We start from the raw sequence: 21,765 nt of genomic DNA on the forward strand, positions 1-21,765 counted from the left end.
TCATTTCCGCGCCCCTGTCCTGCGGAATTTGGGTATCGCCGGGTTGCGCGGCCTGTGGCACTATGCCCCGCATGGGCATACTCCTCCGATGGGCGGTGAGCGCGGTCGCGCTGTGGCTCGCCACCGCGCTGATCTCCGGCATCCGGCTCACCACCGACTCGATCGCGGGCCAGATCGGTACGCTGATCGCCGTCGCGGCCATCTTCGGCGTGGTCAACGCCGTGCTGCGGCCGATCATCAAGACGATCGGCTGCGCCTTCTACGTCTTCACGCTGGGCCTGATCGCGCTGCTCGTCAACGGTGCCCTGTTCATGCTGGCGAGCTGGATCGCCGGGCAGCTGGGCCTGCCGTTCACGGTCGACAACTTCTGGCCGTCGGCGATCCTGGGCGCGCTCATCGTCGGGCTCGCGAGCTGGGCGATCAACCTGGTGGTCAGCGACCGGGACTGACCTGTCGCCCTGATAACCAGGGCGACTACGGTGGGGGCCGTGAGTGATCTTCGGCGCGGCTACCTGCTCGGCTTCGGGGCCTACGTTCTCTGGGGTTTCTTCCCCCTGTACTTCAAAATGCTCAAGTCGGCCGGCCCGGTGGAGATCCTCGCCCACCGGGTCGTCTGGTCTCTGGCCTGCGTCGCCGTTCTGATCACCGTGCTGCGCCGCTGGCGGGCGATCGCCGCCCTCCGGCACACCCCCGGCAAGATCGCCGCCATGGCCGCCGCCGCCGTGCTGATCGCGATCAACTGGGGCACCTACATCTTCGGCGTGAACTCGGCCCGGGTCGTCGAGACCGCGCTCGGCTACTTCATCACGCCGCTGGTCGTCATCCTGCTGGGCGTCGTCGTGCTCCGGGAGCGGCTGCGCCGGGGACAGTGGATCGCGGTCGGCGTCGGCACCCTGTCCGTGGTCGTCCTCGCCGTCGACTACGGCCGCCTGCCCTGGATCGCGCTCACCCTCGCCTGCTCGTTCGGCCTCTACGGGCTGGTCAAGAAGCGGGTCGGGCTGCCGCCCGCCGACGGCCTGCTGCTGGAGTCCGCGATCCTCTTCCTGCCCGCGGCGGCGTACCTGGCTTATCTGGGCGGGGACAACACGTTCACACGGGACGGCGCCGGGCACACGCTGCTGCTCGCCTTCTCCGGAATCGCGACCGTCGGGCCGCTGCTGATGTTCGCCGGCGCCGCGAACCGCATCCCGCTCTACGGCATCGGGATGCTGCAGTACATCGGGCCGATCATCCAGTTCGGACTCGGCGTGTTCCTCTTCCACGAGCCGATGCCGGCCGCGCGCTGGCTGGGCTTCGGCCTGGTGTGGCTGGCCCTGGCGGTCTTCAGCGTCGAGGGACTGGTCCACGTACGCGGCAACCGGGCCCGCGCCGCCGCGACCGCGGTCGCCGAGCAGGTACCCGAGGTTCCCGTACTCCGGGACTGACCCAGCCCCGCCGCCGGCCCCGGACCGCAATAGAGATCCAGATGCGACCCAGGGGGATGACTCACGTACGTGAAACCTCCTATTCTTCTTGCATACAAGCGGCGGATATCACACGGCGTAGCGGAGGTGCGGCGATGCGTGAAACAGCGACGGAACCCCCTCATCTCGTGCAGAGTGTCTCGCGAGCCCTCCGCATCCTCGAAGCGGTCGGGCGTGAGCCCAGCGGCCTGTCGGTCAAACAGATCGCCAGTCGCTGCGAGATGAGCACCACCAGCGCGTACCACCTGGTACGCACACTGCACTACGAGGGCTACCTGACCCGGCTCAACGACGGGGCGTACACCACCGGGACGGAGGTCTCCGACCGGTACCGGGAACTGGTCAGCGCGTACCGGGGGCCGAGCGCGGTCGGCGAGGTGCTGCGGCGGGCGGCCTGGGAGAGCGGCTACAGCCACATCCTGGGGTCCTTCGTGGACCGGCGGATCGTGGTGACGGCGGTGGCCGAAGGGCGCAACTCGCCCTACATCGAGGAACTCGTGCCAGGCTTCGACGAGGGCGCGCATGCCACGGCGCTCGGCAAATCCCTGCTCAGTACGCTCAACCCGCTACAGCGCCGCCGATATCTGGAGGAGAACGGCCTGCGCCGGTTCACCCGCAACACCCTGGTCTCGGTGCAGACGCTGGAGGCCGACCTGGCCCGCGGCGAGCGCATCGGCATGCAGGTCGAGGTCGCACAGTTCCGCCCGGACGTGGGGTGCGGCGCGGTGCTCGTCCGCAACCATCGAGACGAGCACCGGCGGCTGGCCGTGGCGATCTCCGCGCCCGCGGCCGACGTGCAGCGCAAGACAGTCCTGATCCGTACGCGCCTGCAACAGACCGCCCGGCAACTGCTGGAGGCGATGACGCCCAGCGTCGCCGTCTAGCGCCGCCGGCGCCGTCCAACCAGGAGAGCTACGCGGTACGGTCCGCCACCGCGTCACACAGGGCGTTGAGCGCCTTGCGGGCCGGCATGTCCGGGAGCACGGTCAACGCCTCGCGCGCGCGGTCGGCGTACCCGTGCACGGTCTGCCGCGCCCGCTTGAGCGCCGCCGAATCGCGCAGCAGGGACAGCGCCTCGGCGTGCAGGGCGTCATCGGTCACCGGGCCCTTGGACAGGATCTCGCGCAGGCGTACGGCGTCGGGCGAAGCGTCCTCGTCGGCCAGCGCGTACAGCACCGGCAGGGTGGGTACGCCCTCGCGCAGATCGGTGCCGGGCGTCTTACCGGACTGGGCGGCGTCACTCGCGATGTCGAGCAGGTCGTCGGAGAGCTGGAACGCGATGCCGAACATCTCGCCGTACTCGCTCAGCGCGTCGACCTGACGATCGGTCACACCGGACACCATCCCGCCCAAGCGGCTGGACGTGGAGATGAGCGACCCGGTCTTCTCCGCGAGTACGCGCAGGTGGTGCTCGATCGGGTCGGCGTCACGCGGGCCGATGGTCTCTGCGATCTGGCCGTGCACCAGCCGCGCGAAGGTCTGCGCCTGCAGGCGTACCGCTGCGGTGCCGAGGTCGGCCGCGATCTCGGCGGCCCGGGCGAACAGGTAGTCGCCGACGAGGATGGCCAGCGAGTTGCCCCAGCGGGAGTTCGCGCTCGGGGCGCCCCGGCGCAGATCGGCCTCGTCCATCACGTCGTCGTGGTAGAGAGTGGCCAGATGCGTCAGCTCCACCACGGCGGCGGCGTCGACGACCCGCTCCTGAGCCGGCTCACCGAACTGGCTGGACAGAATGACCAGCAGCGGGCGGTAACGCTTGCCACCGGCGTCCAGCAGCTGCCGGGCAGCCTCGGCGACCAGCGGGTCGGCACTGTTCACCGCCCGGTGCAGCCGCTGCTCCACGGCCACCAGTACGCCGGACGCGTGCGACTCCAGCTCCGGATCCGCGAAGCTGAGCCCCTGTTTCACGCTCACGGTGTTCACCACGCCCCCCACGATGCCACATGAGTCCATCGTTACTTGATCCGACCCGTACCCCATCCAGGCCCGCCTCCGATCCTGCCGCCAGAACCCACCCCGCGGATCAGGGAATCTCCCCCTCCCGGGGTCAAGCAACCCTGAGTGGTCACGGCCATTGGTGGTCACGGCCATTGGTGGTCACGGCCATTGGTGGTCACGGTCGTGTGATGGTTGCGGTCATTGGTGGTCCAGTCCCTCGGTGGGCGCTGGGAAGGTTACTGCCCGTTCGCCCTTCGGGCGAGACGAGGGCACATCGGCCCTTATGCGACGTCCGGCGGCACAAGATCCTCAAACTTCGTTTGCAGATCTTGCACCGCCGGACGTCGCGGCCGAGTGCGGGGTGGTGCTGGTGAAGCAGGGGGCGGCCTAGATACAGCAGGGGCCGCCACATACCGTGGCGGCCCCTGCTGTCGAGCTTCATCGGATGAAGTTCGCTGCTTCGCTTGTGAGATGCAGGAGCGGCTGCGGCGCCACACCCACGAAGATCGTGATCACGACGCCGATGACCAGCGCGGCCGACGTGAGCATCCCGGGCAGGGACACCGACGGCGTCTGCTCGCCGGGCTCGGACAGCCACATCATCACGACGACCCGCAGGTACGGGAACGCCAGGATCATGCTGCTGACCACGCCGACGATCACCAGCCAGCTCTGGTCGCCGCCGCCGGCCGCCGAGAAGACCGCGAACTTCGAGGTGAAGCCGCTGGTCAGCGGGATACCGGCGAACGACAGCAGGATGACCGTGAACACCGTCGCGTAGAACGGCGACCGCCGACCCAGTCCGGCCCAGCGCGACAGGTGCGTCGCCTCGCCGTCCGCGTCGCGTACCAGAGTGATGACGGCGAACGCGGCGATCACCGTGAAGCCGTACGCCACCAGGTAGAACATGACGCTCGACAGGCCGAGCGCGCTGTTGCCGAGTACGCCGACCAACAGGTAGCCCGCGTTCGCGATCGACGAGTACGCGAGCAGCCGCTTGATGTCGGTCTGTGTGACGGCCAGGATCGAGCCGACGAGCATCGTCAGCACCGCGATCGCCGCGATGATCGGCGAGTAGTCCCAGTGGACGCGGTCGAAGCCGGCGTACAGGACGCGCAGCAGGCCACCGAACGCGGCGACCTTGGTGCACGCCGCCATCAGCGAGGTGACCGGGGTCGGGGCGCCCTGGTAGACGTCCGGCGTCCACACGTGGAACGGCACGGCCGCCGCCTTGAAGAGCAGGCCGATCGAGACGAGCGCGAGGCCGGCGTACAGGAGGGTGATGTTGCCTGTCCCGTTCTGGGCCGACTCGTTGATCTTGGCGAACGTGATCCCGCCGGCGAAGCCGTAGAGCAGCGCCAGTCCGAACAGGAAGAACGCCGAGGCGTACGCGCCGAGCAGGAAGTACTTGAGCGCGGCCTCCTGCGAGATGAGCCGCCGGCGACGGGCCAGGGCGCACAGCAGGTAGAGCGGCAGCGAGAAGACCTCGAGCGCGACGAACATCGTCAGCAGGTCGTTCGCGGCGACGAAGAGCAGCATCCCGGAGAGCGAGAAGATCGTCAGCGGGAAGACCTCGGTGGCGCCGCTCTCACGGGCGGCCTGCCGCTGGTCGGCGTCGGAGCCGACGGTGATCGCGGCCTGGGCCACGAACGGGCCGCCGCGCTCGAGCGCGCGCTCGCCGATGAGCAGCAACGCCACCGCGCCGAGCACGATGAGCGTGCCCTGCAGGAACAGCGCGGGCTTGTCGACGCTGACCGCACCGGCCGCCGTGATCGCGTTCTCGGCGGTGACCTTGCCGGCCCGCAGGACGACCGCGACGAACGCGGCGATCAGGCCGACGAGGGCCACCACCAGCTGGATCGGGTAGCGGGCCTTGCGCGGGGCGAACGCGTCGACGAGCACGCCGACGCAGGCCACTCCGAAGAGGATCAGCATCGGCGCGAGCGCCGCGTAGTTCAGATGGGGCAGACTGATGTCTTTCACTTCCCCGCCTCCGTCTGGTTGTTCGCCGGCGCCGGGTCGTGCACACCGAGGTCGGTCTGCAGCGTCACGGACACGGCCGGGTTGATCACGTCGAGCACCGGCTTCGGGTAGAAGCCGAGCACCAGCAGCAGCGCGATGAGCGGAGCGACCACCAGGTACTCGCGGCCGGTCAGGTCCTTGCGCAGGCCGCTGACCTCAGTGAGGCTGGGGTTCAGCTTGCCCTGCATGGTGCGCTGGATCATCCAGAGCACGTAGGCCGCCGCGAGGATGATTCCCAGCGTCGCGATCACCGCCACCGTCTTGTTCACGGTGAAGGTGCCGATGAGGACCAGGAACTCCGAGACGAACGGCGCGAGGCCCGGCAGCGCCAGCGAGGCCATGCCGGCGAGGAAGAAGACCCCGCCGAGCACCGGCACGAGCTTGCCCGCGCCGCCGAAGTCGCTGATCGCCGCGCTGCCGCGCCGGCTGACCAGCATGCCCACCACCAGGAAGAGCAGGCCGGTCGCCAGGCCGTGGTTCAGCATGTAGAGAACCGCGCCGGTGGCGGCCTGCGTCGTGAACGCGAACACCCCGATGCCGATGAACCCGAAGTGCGCGATCGACGTGTACGCCACCAGCCGCTTCAGGTCGTTCTGACCGACCGCCAGCAGGGAGGCGTACAGGATGCCGACGACCGACAGGGTGATCGCGAGCGGCGCGAAGTAGCGCGACGCCTCCGGGAACAGCGGGAGGCAGTAGCGCAGGATGCCGAACGTGCCGACCTTGTCCATCACGCCGACGAGCAGCGCGGCCACGCCTGCGGGGGCGGCGCCGCCGGCGTCCGGCAGCCAGGTGTGGAAGGGGAAGAACGGCGCCTTGATCGCGAAGGCGATGAAGAACCCGAGGAACATCCACCGTCCCGCGGTACGCGAGAACTCCTCGTTCGCCAGCGTCTGCCAGTCGAACGTGTGCCCGCCGTACACCCACAGCCCGACGATCGCGGCCAGCATGAACAGGCCGCCGACGAGCGAGTAGAGGAAGAACTTCACCGCGGCGTACTGGCGCTGCTTCTGGGGCACGTCCGCGCCGTAGGAGCCGATGAGGAAGTACATCGGCACCAGCATGATCTCGAAGAAGACGTAGAACAGCAGGACGTCGGTGGCCGCGAAGACACCGATCATCGCGCCTTCGAGGAACAGCAGCAGGGCGAAGAAGGCCGGCACCGAGCGCCGGGAGTCGGTCTCCGCGTGGTTCCAGCTCGCGATGATCACGAGCGGGACGAGCAGCGCGATGAGGCCGAGCAGCACCAGTGCGATGCCGTCGGCGCCGAACCCGATCCGTGCCCCCCAGGCGGGGACCCAGGTGTAGCTCTCGGTGAGCTGCATCCGGGCACCGCCGGGCTGGAACTTCAGCCAGGCGGCGATCGCCACGCCCAGGACGCCGACCGACACCACGAGCGCGATCAGCTTGGCGAGCCTGCCGGCCGAACGCGGCAGGCAGCCCACCACGATCGCACCGAGCAGCGGCGCGGCTGTCATGATCGACAGGTACATCAGCCCAACCTCACCATCAGGAAAGCGCCCACTACCAGCAGGGCGCCGGTGAGCATGGAGAGGGCGTACGAGCGGACGAAGCCGTTCTGCAGCCGGCGCAGCCGGCCCGAACCGCCGCCGACGATCGCGGCGAGGGAGTTCACGAGCCCGTCCACGCCGCGGTAGTCGAGGAAGACCAGGCCCCGGGTGAGCCAGTTGCCCGGCTTCTCGAAGACGGCCACGTTGAAGGCGTCGGCGTAGAGGTTGTTGCGCGCGGCCGTGACGACCGGGCCGGCCGGCTGCTCCACCAGCGCAGTGCCCCGCCGGAACAGCATGTACGCGATCCCGGCGCCGACCACCGTGATGGCGACCGAGAGGATCGCGCCGGTGACGTTGGTGATGCGGTGGACCTCGTCCTCGGCACCGGTCGGGTCGAGGACCGGGGTCAGCCAGGTCACGACGCTGGTCTTCATCATGAAGCCGGCCACGACCGAGCCGATCGCCAGGAAGATCAGCGGGATCGTCATGATCCACGGCGACTCGTGCGGGTGCTCGATGTCCTCGGTCCAGCGCTTCGGACCGTGGAAGGTGAGCACGAACAGCCGCGTCATGTAGAAGGCCGTCAGGCCCGCGCCCAGCAGCGCGACGCCGCCGAAGAGCCAGCCCGTCCACCCGGGACGGTTGAAGGCGGCCTCGATGATCGGGTCCTTGGTGAAGAAGCCCGACAGCGGCGGGATGCCGATGATCGCCAGCCAGCCCATCATGAAGGTGAGCCACGTGACCGGCATGTACTTGCGCAGCCCGCCGAACCGGCGGATGTCGGTCTGGTCGTTCATGCCGTGCATGACCGAACCGGCCCCGAGGAACATGTTCGCCTTGAAGAAGCCGTGCGCGAGCAGGTGGATGATCGCCAGCGCGTACGCCCCGCCGCCCAGTCCGACGCCGAGGAACATGTAGCCGATCTGGCTGACCGTCGACCAGGCGAGGACGCGCTTGATGTCGTCCTTGGCGCAGCCGATGACGCAGCCGATCAGCAGCGTCAGCGCGCCGACGCTCACCACCACCGTCTGCAGCGTCGCGTTGGCCGAGAAGATCGGGTTCGACCGGGCGATCAGGTAGACGCCGGCGGTGACCATCGTCGCGGCGTGGATGAGGGCCGAGACCGGGGTCGGGCCCTCCATCGCGTCCGGGAGCCAGGACTGCAGCGGGAACTGACCCGACTTGCCGCACGCGCCGAGCAGGAGCAGCAGCCCCATCATCAGCACGGTGCCGGTCGACAGCTTCGCGACGCCGGCGAAGACCTCGGTGTACTGCGTGGTACCCAGCGTCGCGAACATCAGGAAGATGCCGATCGCGAAGCCGGCGTCACCGACGCGGTTCATCAGGAACGCCTTCTTGCCGGCGGTGGCCGCCGAGTTCCGGTTGTACCAGAACGAGATCAGCAGGTACGACGCGAGACCCACGCCCTCCCAGCCGAGGTAGAGCATCACGTAGTTGTTGCCCAGCACCAGCAGCAGCATCGCCGCGACGAAGAGGTTGAAGTAGCCGAAGAACCGGCGACGCCCCTCGTCGTGCGACATGTAGCCGACGGCGTACAGGTGGATCAGCGAGCCGACGCCCGTGATCAGCAGCACGAAGACCGCCGACAGCGGGTCGAACAGCAGGCCGAACCCGACGTGCAGGGAACCCGAGTCGATGAAGTTCCACAGCTGCGTCGAGTACGCGCGCGCGTCGACCGGCAGGTCGGCGAGCTTGAAGAAGGCGATCAGGCCCAGGACGAACGACGCCATCGGCGCCAGTACGCCGAGCCAGTGTCCCCACCGGTCGGTGAGCCGGCCGCCGAGCAGCAGGATCGCCGCACTGGCGAGCGGTATCGCCACCAACAGCGGAATGAGTGTCTGCATCGCGGCGACCTCAGTACTTCAGCAGGTTCGCGTCGTCGACGCTGGCGGAGCGTCGCGTACGGAAGATGGACATGATGATCGCGAGGCCGACCACGACCTCGGCCGCGGCGATGACCATCGAGAAGAACGCGATGATCTGACCGTCCAGCGTGCCGTTGATCCGGCTGAACGTGACCAGCGCGAGGTTGGACGCGTTCAGCATCAGCTCGATGCACATGAACAGCACGATCGCGTTGCGGCGGATGAGTACGCCCACCGCGCCGATCGTGAAGAGCGCGGCCGCGAGGACGATGTACCACGTCGGGGTCATGAGAAAGTCACCGGCCTTCCGTTTGCTTGTTGGCCACCTCGGCGGCGGTCAGCTCCCGCGTGGGCAGGATCGGCGAGATGCTGCGCTGGGCGGGCGTACCGTCGGGCAGTTTCGCCGGGGTGGCGATCGAGGTCGAGGTGGCGAAGACGCCGGGGCCGGGCTTGGGGCCGGGGTAGCTGCCCGGCTCGAAGCGGGCCCGCATGCGCTCCGGCTGGCTCATGACCGCCGTGCCGTCGCGGAGGCTGCGGTCCACGTGGGCCAGGATCATCGCGCCGACCGCCGCGGTGATCAGCAGCGCGCTCGAGATTTCGAAGACCCACACGTACTTGGTGAACAGCAGGGCGGCGATGCCCTGCACGTTGCCGTCCGCGTTGGCCTGTTCGAGGCCGACCACCTTGAGCGAGCCCACCACCCGGGCGAGCCCGGTGCCGAGCAGGCCGGCGAAGCCGACACCGAGGACGATCGCCCAGGCCTGCTGGCCGCGCAAGGTCTCGATGACGGCGTCGGAGGCGTCGCGGCCCACGAGCATCAGCACGAAGAGGAAGAGCATCATGATCGCGCCGGTGTAGACGATGATCTGCACCATGCCGATGAACGGTCCGGCCTGCACGATGTAGAAGACGCCCAGGCTGAGCATGGTCAGGACCAGCCACAGCGCGGAGTGCACCGCGTTGCGGGCGGCGACCATGCCGATCGCGCCGATCAGCGCGATGGGCGCGAGGATGAAGAAGACGGCCTTCTCCCCCGTGGTGACCTCGCCCGCGGCGGCGGCCGCCGCGACCAGGTGCAGTGCGCTTGTCATCGTCCCTCAGCTCCCACCGAGACACCGGGGTTCGTCGGCCCGCTCAGGTAGTAGTCCTTCTCCGACTCACCGAGGCGCATCGGGTGGGGCGGCTGCTCCATCCCGGGCAGCAGCGGCGCGAGCAGCTGCTCCTTGGTGAAGATCAGGTCCTTGCGGTCGTCCCGGGCGAGCTCGTACTCGTTGCTCATGGTCAGCGAACGGGTCGGGCACGCCTCGATGCACAGGCCGCAGAAGATGCAGCGGGCATAGTTGATCTGGTACACGCTGGCGTACCGCTCGCCGGGCGAGAAACGGGCGCCCTCGGCGTTGTCCCCGCCCTCGACGTAGATCGCGTCCGCCGGGCAGGCCCACGCGCACAGTTCGCAGCCGATGCACTTCTCCAGGCCGTCCGGGTGACGGTTGAGGATGTGCCGGCCGTGATAGCGCGGCGCGGTCGCGTCCGGCTTCTCGGGGTACTCCGTCGTGACGACCTTCTTGAACATGTGCGAGAAGGTGACACCGAAGCCCTTGGCCATACCTACGACGCCCATCTCACGCCTCCTTCGGGCCAGTGGAATCGTCGGGGGCGCCGACCGTCACGGGCTCCTCGCGGGACGCCGTGATCCGTTTGGCGCGCGGGTTCACCGGCACGACCAGGTCGAGCGGCGGAAGCGGGAAGCTGCCGTCGGGCCGGGCGGCGATCTGATCGGCCACCGTGAGCTTCTCCGGCTCCTTCTTGGACGGCCAGACCAGGGCCACGATCAGCAGCAGGATGACGACGCCGACGACGACCATCGTCCGCTTCGTGCCGTCCCAGTCCGACTTCTGCAGCGTCTTGATGCCCGAGAGGGCCACGATCCAGATCAGGTTCGCCGGGATCAGAACCTTCCAGCCGAACCGCATGAACTGGTCGTAACGCAGCCGGGGCAGCGTACCGCGCAGCCAGACGAAGACGAACAGCAGCAGCAGGATCTTGATCGTGAACCAGAGCATCGGCCACCAGCCGCTGTTCGCGCCGGCCCAGAGCGAGATCGGCCACGGGGCGCGCCAGCCGCCGAGGAACAGCGTCGTGCACAGGGCCGACACCGTCACCATGTTGATGTACTCGGCCAGGAAGAACAGCGCGAACTTCAGCGACGAGTACTCCGTGTGGAAGCCGCCGACCAGCTCCGACTCGGCCTCGGGGAGGTCGAACGGGGCCCGGTTGGTCTCACCGATCGCCGAGACGAAGTAGATCACGAAGCTCGGCAGCAGCAGGATCGCGTACCAGCTGGGGGCGGTGATCGGTCCCCAGTGGGTGTCGCTGCCGGCCTGCGCCGCCACGATCCCGGAGGTGCTCATCGTCCCGGAGGTCATGAAGACCGCCACGATCGACAGGCCCATCGCGACCTCGTACGAGATCATCTGGGCGCTGGACCGCAGACCGCCGAGCAGCGGGTAGGTCGAGCCACTCGCCCAGCCGCCGAGCACGACGCCGTAGATGCCCAGGCCCGAGCAGGCCAGCACGAGCAGCACGGCGACCGGGATGTCGGTCAGCTGCAGCGGCGTCTTGTGCCCGAACAGGCTCACGACCGGCCCGAAGGGCATGATCGAGAAAGCGGTGAAGGCGCACACCGTCGAGATCACCGGGGCGATGAAGAAGACCGCCTTGTCGGCGAGCTTCGGCATGATGTCCTCTTTGAAGGCCAGCTTGAGGCCGTCGGCGAGGGACTGCAGCAGGCCGAAGGGTCCGTTGCGGTTGGGGCCGGGCCGGACCTGCATCCGGGCCACGACGCGCCGCTCGTACCAGATCGCGAACAGCGTCATCACCACGAGGAACGCGAAGACCACGACGACCTTGATCAGGACGATCCACCAGGGATCGTGCCCGAAATCGTTCAGCGTCGGGTCCTGCGCCAGGGGCTTCATCATTCCGCACTCCCCTTCGAGAGCGTGACGACCGAACCCGCCACCGCGCCGAGCGCGCGGCGTACCGGCGAGGACGGGGAGTTCGTCGGCAGCCACACGACGTCCGACGGCAGCTCGGTGATGAGCGCCGGCAGGGTGATCGAACCCCGGTCGGTGCTGACCGTCACCTGGTCGCCGTCGACCACGCCGAGCCCGATCGCCATGCTCTTCGCGAGCCGGACGACCGGCGTACGGGCGGTGCCCATGAGCACCTCGTCGCCGTCCAGCAGGCTGCCGTTGTCCAGCAGGTGGTGCCAGGTCGCCAGAACCGCCGAGCTGCCGGCCGGCTGCGGGCGCTCCGCGGGCGCCACGGTCGGGGCCAGCGGGCGCTCGCCGGTCGACGCCGGAAGGCTGCCGAGCTGACGGCGTACCTCGGCGACGTCGCCGGTACCGAGCGCGACACCCAGCTCCGCGGCGATCGCGTCGAGCACGCGCGCGTCGGACATCATCGCCGCCGCCTGCCGGCCGCCCATCGTCGTGGTGAACTCGAAGACCTGCTCGAACGGGCGCAGCCGGCCCTCCCAGTCCACGAAGGAGCCGGCCTTCTCGGAGACCGTCGCGACCGGCAGCACCACGTCGGCACGCCGGGTCACGGCCGTCTGCCGCGCCTCCAGGCTCACCAGGAACCCGACCTTCTCCAGCGCAGCGTCGGCCTGCGCCGGGTCGGCCAGGTCGCCCGGGTCCACGCCCGCGACGAGCAGCGCACCCACGCGGCCGGCGGCCGCCGCGGCCAGGATCGCGTCCGTGTCCCTGCCCACCTGGCTCGGCAGCACGCCCGGCTCCAGACCCCAGGTCTGCGCCAGGTCCGCGCGCGCGGCCGGGTCGTTCACCGGCCGGCCGCCGGGCAGCAGGTTCGGCAGGCAGCCCGCGTCCACCGCACCCCGGTCACCCGCGCGCCGAGGCACCCAGGCGATCTTCGCTCCCGTACGCGCGGCCAGCCCGGCCACGCTCGAGAAGCCGCCCACGACCGAGGCGAGCCGCTCGCCGACCAGGATCACGGTGTCGGCGTCGACGCCGATGATCCGGTCCAGCGCGGCCGGCTCCTCGCCGGGCGCCACGCTGACCAGCGAGCCGGACAGCTTCTGCAGCCCGCGGGTCGCGAACGGGGCGACCCCGGTGACCCGCAGCCGCTTCTTCGCCACCGCCTTGCGCAGGCGCAGGAAGATGATCGGGCACTCCTCCTCCGGCTCCAGGCCGATGAGGACGACGTGCTTGGCGTTCTCGAGGTCCGCGTAGGTGACCCCGGTCTCGCCGGCGACGGACGAGGCGAGGAAGTCCGCCTCCTCCCCCGACAGCGGCCGGGCACGGAAGTCGATGTCGTTGGTGTTGAGGGCGACGCGGGCGAACTTCGCGTACGCGTACGCGTCCTCGACGGTCAGCCGGCCGCCGGTCAGGACGCCGACCCCGTACGCGCCGTCCCGGGCGGCCCGCAGGCCCTCCGCGGCGACCGTCAGGGCCTCGCTCCAGCTGGCCTCGCGCAGCTCACCGGTGTCCTTGTCGCGTACCTGCGGGGTGGTGAGCCGGTCGAAGGCGGTGGCGTACTGGAAGCCCCACCGGCCCTTGTCGCAGTTCCACTCCTCGTTGACCTGGGCGTCCTCGCCGGCCAGCCGCCGCAGCACCTTCCCGCGCCGGTGGTCCGTACGCTGAGCGCACCCGGCCGAGCAGTGCTCGCACACGCTCGGCGAGGAGACCAGGTCGAACGGGCGGGCCCGGAACCGGTACTGGGCACCGGTCAGCGCGCCGACCGGGCAGATCTGCACGGTGTTGCCGGAGAAGTAGGAGTTGAACGGCTCGTCGCCGGCCCCGTCCTCCTCGCCCGCGTAGAACGAGTCCCGGTACGTGTTGATCTGCTCGGCGGACGAGCGGTCCATCAGGTCGATGAACTTGTCGCCGGCGATCTCCTCGGAGAACCGCGTGCAGCGCTGGCAGAGTACGCAGCGCTCCCGGTCCAGCAGCACCTGGCTGGAGATCGGCAGCGGCTTCGGGTACTCGCGCTTCTGCTCGTGGAACCGGGTGTCGGTACGCCCGGTCGACATCGCCTGGTTCTGCAGCGGGCACTCGCCGCCCTTGTCACACATCGGGCAGTCGAGCGGGTGGTTGACCAGCAGCAGCTCCATGATGCCGGCCTGGGCCTTCTGGGCCACCGCGGAGCTGCGCTGCGTACGCACGACCATGCCGTCGGCGACCGTCTGCGTACACGAGGCGACCGGCTTGCGCTGGCCCTCGACCTCGACGAGGCACTGGCGGCACGCGCCGGCCGGGGCCAGCAGCGGGTGGTCGCAGAAGCGCGGGATCTCGATGCCCATCTGCTCGGCGACGCGGATGAGCAGCGTGCCCTTCTTCGCGGTCACCTCGATCCCGTCGATGGTGAGGGTGACCTCGTCGGTGTTCTTCGCTACCTCGGCACTAGTCATATCAGTGGGCACCCGCCATCGCCTTCTCGGAGAGCTTCGGTGCCGTCCGGCCCTCGATGTAGTCCAGGTAGTCCTGCTTGAAGTACTGCAGGGAGCTGGTCACCGAGCTGGTGGCGCCGTCGCCCAGGCCGCAGAACGCGCGGCCGAGGATGTTGTCGGAGGTGTCGAGCAGCGTGTCGAGGTCCTCATACGTGCCCTGGCCGCTCAGGATGCGCCGGTAGACCCGGACCATCCAGTAGTTGCCCTCCCGGCACGGGGTGCACTTGCCGCACGACTCGTGGTGGTAGAACTCCAGCCAGCGGTAGGTCGCGTAGACCGGGCAGTCCTGGTCGGAGAAGATCTGCGTCGCCGTGGTGCCGAGGATCGACCCCGCGGCCGCCACGCTCTCGAAGTCCATGTGCACGTCGATGTGCTCGGCGGTGAGCAGCGGCGTACTGGATCCGCCCGGCGTCCAGAACTTCAGCTTGTGGCCCGGCTTCATCCCGCCGGCCAGCTCGATCAGTTCCCGCAGCGTGATGCCCATGGTGCACTCGTACTGGCCCGGGTTCGCGATCCGGCCGGACAGCGAGTAGATCATCGGGCCGGAGGCCTTCTCGGTGCCCATCGTCTTCCACCAGGCGGCTCCGCCCAGCACGATGTAGGGCACGCTCGCGATGGTGCCGACGTTGTTGACGACGGTCGGGCTCGCGTACAGGCCGTGGGTCGCCGGGAAGGGCGGCCGCAGCCGGGGCTGCCCGCGCAGGCCCTCCAGCGAGTCCAGCAGCGCCGTCTCCTCGCCGCAGATGTACGCCCCGGCACCCGAGTGGATCACGAGCTCGAGGTCGAACCCGGTCCCCTGGATGTTCTTGCCGAGGTACCCGGCCGCGTACGCCTCCTTGACCGCGTTGCGCAGTCGCCGGGCGGCGTGCACCGCCTCACCGCGGATGTAGACGAACGCGTGGTTCGCCCGGATCGCGTACGAGGCGATGATGATGCCCTCGATCAGCGAGTGCGGGTCGTAGGTCATCAGCGGGAGGTCCTTGCAGGTGCCGGGCTCCCCCTCGTCGGCATTGACGACCAGGTAGTGCGGCTTGCCGTCGTTCTGCGGGATGAAGCCCCACTTCAGACCGGTCGGGAAGCCGGCGCCGCCGCGGCCGCGCAGGCCCGAGTCCTTGATCAGGGCGATCAGGTCGTCGGGGTGGGCCGCGAGGGCCTTGCGCAGTGCGGCGTAGCCGTCGAGACGCTCGTACACGTCGATCCGCCAGGCGTCCGGCGAGAGCCAGCGCTTGGTGAGGACGGGCGTGAGCTTTTCGAAGACGCTCACTTGTTGCCTCCGGAGGCGGACGGGATCGGGGTGGTGATGTCGAAGCCCGCCGGGCTGATGCCGTGCTGCTGGGCCAGCTTGACGCCGCGGAGCGTGGGCTCGCCCGCGGGGCCCTCGCCGACCGCGCCCTCGCGCTCGTCGGCGAACCCGGCCAGCTGCAGCGCCATCTCCTTCAGCGTGCACAGCCGCGCGCCGCGGTTGATGACGACCTCCTTGCCGTGGCTGAGGTCGTCCACCAGGCCGACCGCGGACTCGGGGTCCAGGCCGTCGACGAAGTCGTAGTTGACGGTGACGGCCGGGCCGTAGTCGCAGGCCGCCAGGCACTCGGCGTGCTCCAGCGTGATCTTGCCGTCCGCGCTGGTCTCCTGGTGCCCGACACCCAGGTGGTCGCTGAGCGCGTCGTAGATCGCCTGCCCGCCGAGCACGTCGCACATCGTGTTGGTGCAGACGCTGACCAGGTAGTCACCGGTGGGCTGCCGCTTGTACATCGTGTAGAAGGTCGCGACCGCACCGACCTGGGCCTTGGTGATGCCGAGCTGCTCGGCGCAGAACTCGACACCGTCCGGCGTCACCTGCCCGTCCTCGTTCTGCACCAGGTGCAGCAGCGGGAGCAGGGCGGAGCGCTGCCGGCCCTCGGGGTAGCGGGCCTTGATCTCGGCAGCCCGCCGGTAGGTCTCCTCGGAAAACACGGTCACCTGACTGAACTCCTGGCTCTTCGCGCGAGCGCTCACCTGAATGAACTCCTGCCTCTTCGCGCTAGCGCTCATCGGTCACAACCTCCCATGACGGGGTCGAGCGACGCGCCGCCGGCGATCACGTCGGCGAGCAGTCCACCTTCGGCCATCGCGGGAATGGCCTGCAGGTTCACGAAGCTGGGCTCGCGGTAGTGCACCCGGAACGGCCGGGTGCCACCGTCGCTGACGGCATGTACGCCGAGCTCCCCGCGCGGTGCCTCGACGCTGATGTACACCTGCCCCGCCGGTACGCGGAAGCCCTCGGTCACGAGCTTGAAGTGGTGGATCAGCGACTCCATGGACTGGCCCATGATCTTCGCGACGTGCGCGAGGGAGTTGCCCATGCCGTCCTGGCCCACGGCGAGCTGCGCCGGCCAGGCGATCTTCTTGTCGCCGACCATCACCGGGCCGGGCTTGAGCCGGTCGAGCGCCTGCCGGATGATCCGCAGCGACTGCCGCATCTCCTCCAGCCGCACCTCGTACCGGCCCCACACGTCGGCGTCCTGGTGCACGGCCACGTCGAAGTCGTAGGTCTCGTAGCCGCAGTAGGGCTGCGTCTTGCGCAGGTCCCACGGCAGCCCGGCGCTGCGCAGCACCGGGCCGGTGATGCCGAGCGAGAGGCAGCCGGTGACGTCGAGGACCGCGACGCCCTTGGTCCGCTGCAGCCAGATCGGCTGCCCGGACAGCAGGGCCTCGTACTCCTTGATGCGCTTGGGCATGAAGTCGAGGAGCTCCTCGATCTTCTTGATCGCCGCCGCCGGAACGTCCTGGGCCACACCGCCCGGCCGCACGTACGCCATGTTCATCCGGAGGCCGCTGATCATCTCGAAGATGTCCAGGACGTACTCCCGCTCGCGGAAGCCGTAGATCATCATCGAGAGCGCGCCGAGCTCCATGCCGGTCGTGGCGAGCCAGACCAGGTGCGAGGAGATCCGGTTCAGCTCCATCATCAGTACGCGGATCGTGGTCGCGCGCTCCGGGATGTCGTCGGTGATCCCGAGCAGCTTCTCGACCGCGAGGCAGTACGCCGTCTCGTTGAACAGCGGCGCGAGGTAGTCCATCCGCGTGACGAACGTGGTGCCCTGCGTCCAGTTGCGGTATTCGAGGTTCTTCTCGATGCCGGTGTGCAGGTAGCCGATGACGGTCCGGGCCTCGGTGACCGTCTCGCCCTCCAGCTCCAGCACGAGCCGCAGTACGCCGTGCGTCGACGGGTGCTGCGGGCCCATGTTGACGACGATGCGCTCGTCGTGCAGCGGGTCGTACCCGCTGACCACGTCGGTCCAGTCGCCACCGGTGACGGTGAAGACCTTCCCCTGGGTGGTCTCCCGTTCCGGCGCGTAAGTGTCATTGCTCATCGGTAGGACCTCCGCTGGTCCGGCGGTGGAATCTCGGCGCCCTTGTACTCGACCGGCACGCCGCCGAGCGGGTAGTCCTTGCGCTGGGGGTGGCCGTCCCAGTCGTCCGGCATCAGGATGCGGGTGAGGTTGGGGTGGCCGTCGTAGATGATCCCGAACATGTCGTACGCCTCGCGCTCCTGCCAGTCGGCGGTCGGGTAGACCGCCGTCACGCTCGGCAGATGCGGGTTCTCGACCGTCACGGCGCACTCCAGGCGCAGCCGGCGGCGGTACGTCATCGAGGTCAGGTGGTAGACCGAGTGCAGTCGGCGGTCCTCGGCCGGATAGTCCACACCGGACACCGAGGAGCACAGCTCGTAGCGCAGGCCCTCGTCGTCCCGCAGGATCCGGCAGACGTCGGCGATCCGCTCGGGCTTGATGTGCAGCGTCAGCTCGCCCCGGTCGACGACGACCCGCTCGATCGCGTCGGCGAAGCTCAGGAACGCCCGCTCCGGCTCGTTGGCGGCGGTCGCGAGCGCGTCCTCGAGGCCGTCGAGCACCTCGTCGAACTCGTCGACGCCGACCGGCCGGCCGACCGTGGCCGGCGCGAGGGCCGGACGGCGTACGAGGCCGGAGAACCCGGACGTGTCGCCCGTGCCACCGACGCCGAACATGCCGTGCTGGCCGTTGACGATCTCGCTCATCGAGCGACCTCCCGCTGCATCCAGTTCGCGATTCGCAGCTGCTCCTCGGTGCCCTCGGCGACCGCCTTCTCCCACTCGGCGCGGCGCGCCTTGTCGTAGCGGTAGCTGGACGGCATCGCGCCCGGCTGCACGATCGGGCCCTTGCCGTCGGCCTCACGCTGCGCGACGGTCTTGGCCCGGCGGTCGCCCAGCGGCTCGGCCATGACCTTCTCGTGCAGCTTGAGGATCGCGTCGATGAGCATCTCCGGCCGCGGCGGGCAGCCGGGCAGGTACATGTCGACCGGTACGACGTGGTCGACGCCCTGCACGATCGCGTAGTTGTTGAACATGCCGCCGCTGGACGCGCAGACGCCCATGGACAGCACCCACTTCGGGTCCGGCATCTGGTCGTAGATCTGGCGCAGGACCGGGGCCATCTTCTGGCTCACCCGGCCCGCGACGATCATCAGATCGGCCTGCCGCGGCGAGGCCCGGAAGACCTCCATGCCGAACCGGGCCAGGTCGTACCGGGCCGCGCCGGTCGCCATCATCTCGATCGCGCAGCAGGCCAGGCCGAACGTCGCCGGCCAGAAGCTCGCCTTGCGCGACCAGTTGACCAGCTTCTCGACCGTGGTCAGCAGGACGCCGTTGGGGAGGAGTTTTTCTTCGATACCCACTGCTGTGACCGCCCTTTAGTCCCAGTCCAGGCCGCCGCGCCGCCAGACGTAGGCGTACGCGACGAAGACCGTGCCGATGAACAGGATCATCTCGATGAAGCCGAAGACGCCCAGCTGGTTGAAGCTGACCGCCCACGGATACAGGAAGATGATCTCGATGTCGAAGACGATGAAGAGCATCGCGGTCAGGTAGAACTTGACCGGGAAGCGGCCGCCGCCGATCGGCTGCGGAGTGGGCTCGATGCCGCACTCGTACGCGTCGAGCTTGGCCCTGTTGTACCGGCGGGGTCCCACGAACGGCGCGATCGCCACCGAGAAGAGGGCGAACAAGGCAGCGAGCGCGAACAGCCCGACTATCGGTACGTACGGCGAGAGCGACATTGCTCCATCACGTCCCTTCCCTACACTGCCGGGGCAACCCGACTCAGACCGTTGATGATGCGATCCATCGCGTCGCCGCCGCGTGGGTCGGTGAGGTTGGCCAACAGCTTCAAAACGAAGCGCATGAGCGTGGGATGCGGCATTCCGTGCCTGGTCGCCAGCTTCATGACCTGCGGATTGCCGATCAGCTTCACGAACACGCCGCCGAGCCGGTAGTACCCGCCGAACCGGTCCTTCAGCACCTGCGGGTAGGCCGCCAGCGCCCGCTCCCGCTCCGGTCCCTCCGGCCGGGCGAGCGCCTGCACCATGACCTCCGCGGCCATCGCGCCGGACTCCATCGCGTACGCGATGCCCTCGCCGTTGAACGGGTTGACCATGCCGCCGGAGTCGCCGACCAGCAGCAGGCCGCGGGTGTAGTGCGGGGTCCGGTTGAACCCCATCGGCAGCGCGGCGCCCCCGATCGGGCCGTCGGCGTTGGCCTCCTCGTTCATGCCCCACTCCGGCGGCGTCGTCGCCAGCCAGTCGAGGAGCAGCTGCCGGTAGTTCGTCTTGCCGTAGGCCGTCGAGCTGTTGAGCACGCCGAGGCCGACGTTCACCCGGCCGTCGCCCATGCCGAAGATCCAGCCGTAACCGGGCAGGAGCTTGTCCCCACCCTCGCGGCTGCGCAGCTCCAGCCAGGACTCCAGGTAGTCGTCGTTGGTCTTCGCGGCGCTGCGGTAGTAGCGGCGTACCGCCACGCCCATCGGGCGGTCCTCGCGCTTCGCGATACCCATCGCGAGCGGGAACCGCGCGCTCACACCGTCGGCGGAGACCACCAGCGGCGCCCGGTAGGTGACCTCGCCCTCGGCGGTCTTGGCCGTCACGCCCACGACCCGGCCCGCGGTGTCCAGCACCGGCCCGGTCACGTTGGTGTTCACCACCAGCTTGGCGCCGGCCTCCACCGCCCGCCGGGCCAGCAGGTCGTCGAAGTCCATCCGGGTACGCGTGACGCCGTACCCCGGGTAGGCGGCCAGCTCCGGCCACGGCAGCTCGAGGCGCATCCCGCCGCCGATGACGCGCAGACCCTTGTTGCGCAGCCAGCCGGCGTCCTCGGAGAGGTCGACGCCCATGTCGACGAGCTGCTTGACGGCGCGCGGGGTCAGTCCGTCGCCGCACACCTTCTCGCGGGGGAACTCGGTCTTCTCCAGCAGCAGCACCTGAGCGCCGTGCTTCGCCAGGTGGTACGCCGTGGCCGACCCGCCCGGGCCTGCGCCCACGACGATGACGTCAGCGTCCACATCTGTCGTGGTCACGGTCACCTCCGCTGCTCCACCGCTCGTGAAACTCTTCACAAGCTCGGCTCAGGGCGCACTCTAATACCGCTTCTCAGCGACCGTGTGAGTTAGGTTACCCTTACCGGTGACCAAGATCTCGTTTCCGCAGGTCACGATCTTGGTCACAACGCAGGTCAACGCGATTTTTCCGGTTTGCCCATCTCATCCGATGGACTCCCGACCTAGTTGATTGACCGTTTCCCAGCTCGCAAGATTCCCCTGATGGGGATGGCTGACCGGCGGCCGCACCGGCCGCCTCGGTCAGGTCGCGAACGCGTACGGGCTCCTCGTCGAAGCCCCCGCCGAGGTTTCCCAGTACACCCATATATGCATTATGTCGGATTCTGACGTCACTTTCAGGACGTCAGGGGCGTACCGCCCGGTGCAGCGCGGCGATCCCGCCGGTGAGATTGCGCCACTTCACCTGGCCCCAGCCCGACTCCGCGATCAACCCGGCCAGGCTCCGCTGATCGTGCCACGCCTTGATCGACTCCGCCAGATAGACGTACGCGTCCGGATTGGACGCCACCTTCCGTGCGATCGCCGGCAGGCTCCCCATGAGATAGGTGAGGTACACCTTCCGGAACGCGGCCAGCGTCGGATGGCTGAATTCGCATACGACGAGCCGTCCGCCCGGCTTGGTGACCCGCGCCATCTCCCGCAGGCCGGCCGCCGTGTCCTGCACGTTGCGCAGCGCGAACGAGATCGTCACAGCGTCGAAACTGTTGTCCGCGAAGGGAAGCGCGAGCGCGTCCCCGGCGACGAGCGGCACGTGCGGGCGTACGCGCCGGCCGACCCCGAGCATGCCGAGCGAGATGTCGCTGCCGACGGCGTACGCGCCGGAGCGGGCCAGGTCGACAGTGGAGACGCCGGTCCCGGCGCCGAGGTCGAGGACCTTCTCGCCCGGCTTGAGGTGCAGCGCGGCCGCCGTGGCCTTGCGCCACGACCGGTCCTGTCCGAAGGAGAGGATGGTGTTCGTCCGGTCGTAGTGCTCGGCGACGCCGTCGAACATGGCGGCGATCTCGTGCGGCTCTTTGTCCAGGTCTGCGCGGCTCACGCGTTCACTCTGCCAAACGGCGGCCGCGTACGCGT

General features: G+C 68.9%; 18 protein-coding genes and 2 pseudogenes. 3 read left to right on the forward strand and 17 right to left on the reverse strand.

The genetic code is table 11. From position 1 onward, the window contains the following. The first annotated feature begins 71 nt into the window (after positions 1 to 71). From G401_RS0106785 to G401_RS0106795, 3 genes are all read left to right on the forward strand, one after another. Positions 72 to 449 (forward strand): phage holin family protein, encoded by a 378-nt coding sequence (locus G401_RS0106785; RefSeq protein WP_027341903.1) that lies wholly within the window; start codon positions 72 to 74, stop codon positions 447 to 449. A 39-nt stretch (positions 450 to 488) separates the two neighbouring features. After that, positions 489 to 1,424 (forward strand): EamA family transporter RarD, encoded by a 936-nt coding sequence (gene rarD, locus G401_RS44005; RefSeq protein WP_051366293.1) that lies wholly within the window; start codon positions 489 to 491, stop codon positions 1,422 to 1,424. A 134-nt stretch (positions 1,425 to 1,558) separates the two neighbouring features. Continuing rightward, the gene (locus tag G401_RS0106795; protein ID WP_027341904.1) at positions 1,559 to 2,347 is read left to right on the forward strand and encodes an IclR family transcriptional regulator; all 789 of its coding nucleotides are present in this window, start codon (positions 1,559 to 1,561) and stop codon (positions 2,345 to 2,347) included. Between the two features lie 28 nt (positions 2,348 to 2,375). Here G401_RS0106795 and G401_RS0106800 read toward each other — a convergent pair whose 3' ends face one another. The 17 genes and pseudogenes from G401_RS0106800 to G401_RS0106880 form a co-directional block, all read right to left on the reverse strand. After that, a complete protein-coding gene (locus G401_RS0106800) occupies positions 2,376 to 3,413 on the reverse strand; it encodes a polyprenyl synthetase family protein (RefSeq protein ID WP_051366294.1) in 1,038 nt (345 codons plus the stop codon). A 423-nt stretch (positions 3,414 to 3,836) separates the two neighbouring features. Beyond that, positions 3,837 to 5,381, reverse strand: coding sequence for an NADH-quinone oxidoreductase subunit NuoN (nuoN, locus tag G401_RS0106805; protein ID WP_027341906.1), 1,545 nt, complete (start codon positions 5,379 to 5,381; stop codon positions 3,837 to 3,839). Then, the gene (locus G401_RS0106810; protein WP_034590891.1) at positions 5,378 to 6,913 is read right to left on the reverse strand and encodes an NADH-quinone oxidoreductase subunit M; all 1,536 of its coding nucleotides are present in this window, start codon (positions 6,911 to 6,913) and stop codon (positions 5,378 to 5,380) included. The genes nuoN and G401_RS0106810 overlap by 4 nt, the downstream gene beginning before the upstream one ends. Then, entirely contained in the window at positions 6,913 to 8,796 is a 1,884-nt protein-coding gene (gene nuoL, locus G401_RS0106815) for an NADH-quinone oxidoreductase subunit L (protein ID WP_027341908.1), read from the reverse strand. The genes G401_RS0106810 and nuoL overlap by 1 nt, the downstream gene beginning before the upstream one ends. 10 nt (positions 8,797 to 8,806) lie before the next feature. Then, on the reverse strand, positions 8,807 to 9,106 hold the full coding sequence (nuoK, locus tag G401_RS0106820; RefSeq protein ID WP_027341909.1) for an NADH-quinone oxidoreductase subunit NuoK: 300 nt from the start codon (positions 9,104 to 9,106) through the stop codon (positions 8,807 to 8,809). A 7-nt stretch (positions 9,107 to 9,113) separates the two neighbouring features. Then, positions 9,114 to 9,908, reverse strand: coding sequence for an NADH-quinone oxidoreductase subunit J (locus G401_RS0106825; RefSeq protein ID WP_027341910.1), 795 nt, complete (start codon positions 9,906 to 9,908; stop codon positions 9,114 to 9,116). A gap of 5 nt (positions 9,909 to 9,913) precedes the next feature. Beyond that, positions 9,914 to 10,438 (reverse strand): annotated as a pseudogene (nuoI, locus tag G401_RS0106830) (NADH-quinone oxidoreductase subunit NuoI); the annotation flags it as partial. Position 10,439: 1 nt separating this feature from the next. Continuing rightward, a complete protein-coding gene (nuoH, locus tag G401_RS44010) occupies positions 10,440 to 11,795 on the reverse strand; it encodes an NADH-quinone oxidoreductase subunit NuoH (RefSeq protein WP_034590892.1) in 1,356 nt (451 codons plus the stop codon). Beyond that, complete coding sequence (locus tag G401_RS0106840) at positions 11,795 to 14,248, reverse strand: NADH-quinone oxidoreductase subunit G (RefSeq protein WP_034590893.1); 2,454 nt, start codon at positions 14,246 to 14,248, stop codon at positions 11,795 to 11,797. The genes nuoH and G401_RS0106840 overlap by 1 nt, the downstream gene beginning before the upstream one ends. A gap of 1 nt (position 14,249) precedes the next feature. Then, positions 14,250 to 15,551, reverse strand: a complete 1,302-nt coding sequence (gene nuoF / locus G401_RS0106845) for an NADH-quinone oxidoreductase subunit NuoF (protein ID WP_027341913.1) — start codon at positions 15,549 to 15,551, stop codon at positions 14,250 to 14,252. After that, a pseudogene (gene nuoE, locus G401_RS0106850) lies at positions 15,551 to 16,246 on the reverse strand (NADH-quinone oxidoreductase subunit NuoE); the annotation flags it as partial. The pseudogene nuoE and the gene nuoF, both read right to left, overlap by 1 nt. 68 nt (positions 16,247 to 16,314) lie before the next feature. After that, positions 16,315 to 17,640, reverse strand: coding sequence for an NADH-quinone oxidoreductase subunit D (locus tag G401_RS0106855; RefSeq protein ID WP_027341915.1), 1,326 nt, complete (start codon positions 17,638 to 17,640; stop codon positions 16,315 to 16,317). After that, a complete protein-coding gene (locus G401_RS0106860; RefSeq protein WP_027341916.1) occupies positions 17,637 to 18,323 on the reverse strand; it encodes an NADH-quinone oxidoreductase subunit C in 687 nt (228 codons plus the stop codon). The genes G401_RS0106855 and G401_RS0106860 overlap by 4 nt, the downstream gene beginning before the upstream one ends. Further along, positions 18,320 to 18,979: a NuoB/complex I 20 kDa subunit family protein gene (locus G401_RS0106865; RefSeq protein ID WP_027341917.1), complete on the reverse strand. Its 660-nt coding sequence runs from the start codon at positions 18,977 to 18,979 to the stop codon at positions 18,320 to 18,322. The genes G401_RS0106860 and G401_RS0106865 overlap by 4 nt, the downstream gene beginning before the upstream one ends. A gap of 15 nt (positions 18,980 to 18,994) precedes the next feature. Next, complete coding sequence (locus G401_RS0106870) at positions 18,995 to 19,360, reverse strand: NADH-quinone oxidoreductase subunit A (RefSeq protein ID WP_027341918.1); 366 nt, start codon at positions 19,358 to 19,360, stop codon at positions 18,995 to 18,997. Between the two features lie 20 nt (positions 19,361 to 19,380). After that, complete coding sequence (locus G401_RS0106875; RefSeq protein WP_027341919.1) at positions 19,381 to 20,652, reverse strand: geranylgeranyl reductase family protein; 1,272 nt, start codon at positions 20,650 to 20,652, stop codon at positions 19,381 to 19,383. Positions 20,653 to 21,037: 385 nt separating this feature from the next. Next, positions 21,038 to 21,730 (reverse strand): demethylmenaquinone methyltransferase, encoded by a 693-nt coding sequence (locus G401_RS0106880; protein ID WP_027341920.1) that lies wholly within the window; start codon positions 21,728 to 21,730, stop codon positions 21,038 to 21,040. Positions 21,731 to 21,765: the final 35 nt, after the last annotated feature.

Source organism: Hamadaea tsunoensis DSM 44101 (assembly GCF_000428945.1).
In the GTDB taxonomy this organism is placed as follows: domain Bacteria; phylum Actinomycetota; class Actinomycetes; order Mycobacteriales; family Micromonosporaceae; genus Hamadaea; species Hamadaea tsunoensis.